The organism is Flavobacterium sp. W20_MBD1_R3 (assembly GCF_052119725.1).
GTDB lineage: Bacteria > Bacteroidota > Bacteroidia > Flavobacteriales > Flavobacteriaceae > Flavobacterium.
Map to the genome: position 1 here is coordinate 1 of NZ_JBGQOR010000031.1, position 1,273 is coordinate 1,273.

Genomic DNA, 1,273 nt, shown 5'->3' on the forward strand with positions numbered 1-1,273 from the left:
GTTATGTGGGAGAGTATGTCGTCGCCTTTCTTTAAAAACCCTATTCCTATCGGAATGGGGTTTTTTGTTTTTTATCTATGTACTAATTCTTTACTGTTAGCAATTTAAAATTAATTCTTTTACTTTTGGATCCTTATTTGCATCGCATAATTATAAGAATCAAGTGTTGTAAATGAAATTTTCTCTCGTTTTACAAATTTAAAATATTGATATATTTTTTATTTAGTAAATCTTTGTGACCAAAATCTTTCTATAGTAGCTGTAAAGCTGTCTTTGCATCAGTTATTAAAGTCATTCCCATTTTTTCATACGATTGTTCTTGTTTTTTTTTGGTATTTTCGTTGGTGATATAACAAGCACCAGTTAATATTTCAACATTTGTATTTAACATTTTATATACTTTGGAGAAAATAGTATTAAACTTTTTGTTTTTTGATAAATTAAGTTTTTTGATAATTGGTGATTTGTAAATGGGCATGATGTAAAATATGGTATCTCATATGCTGTGAAACATAATTAAATTTAGGGAATTATGTTTAATTAGTAGAAACAGTTTTTTAGAAAAAAAAATAATATATGCCTAGTGCTTTGCTTGAATTTATTCTTTTTAAAATAAAAAACTCACCTAAATTAAGATCCATTACTCAATTATGATGACGTATGACTGCGATGTGCTTTTATAGGAAAGAATTGAAGGATTGTTTTTTGATTGTGTGAGCAGGATCAAATTTTCAATCGATTAGCCAAAAAGAGTCGATATTTTATGGGTTTTAAACGGTTCTTCCGTAAATTTAAGCGGAATGGGTGATATCTAAAAGTGTCAATCGATCCATTTTTTCATTATCAAAAAGAAAATTTTAAAATATGTGAAATAGGAGCATTGATCTTTTGCGACAATGGAGCGTAGTTTGGATATTCATTTTACTTTGTTGCCGACAATTATTAGGATTATTTTAGTTTAAGAATCCGATGCTGGCTGTTTTTATTATTTATACGCGATTGAACAGGCTTTAAGGATTTTTGTGCGGAGTGCATATAAGATGTTATCTTTTATGAAAGGTTTACGGGGTGATATCGCCGATATAACGAAATTGAAATTTCGGAAGTGGCTCCCTTAAATGTAGATAATGTTTCGATGTAATGGGTAGATTTCACCACTTGGGCAGATAGAATCTAATATTTGTAAAAAACTTAGTGCTTCAAGAATCATGTTTCCAGCGACTTAAAGAGAAAGTCATGAAAAGGTTAAATAAAAGTAAAAAAAAAGCTTGTA

1 protein-coding gene is annotated in these 1,273 nt (G+C 28.9%); it reads right to left on the reverse strand.

What is annotated here, in order from left to right; all coding sequences use genetic code 11:
* Positions 1–250: 250 nt before the first annotated feature.
* The gene (locus ACEN2F_RS14640) at positions 251–391 is read right to left on the reverse strand and encodes a hypothetical protein (protein ID WP_441740534.1); all 141 of its coding nucleotides are present in this window, start codon (positions 389–391) and stop codon (positions 251–253) included.
* Positions 392–1,273 lie beyond the last annotated feature (882 nt).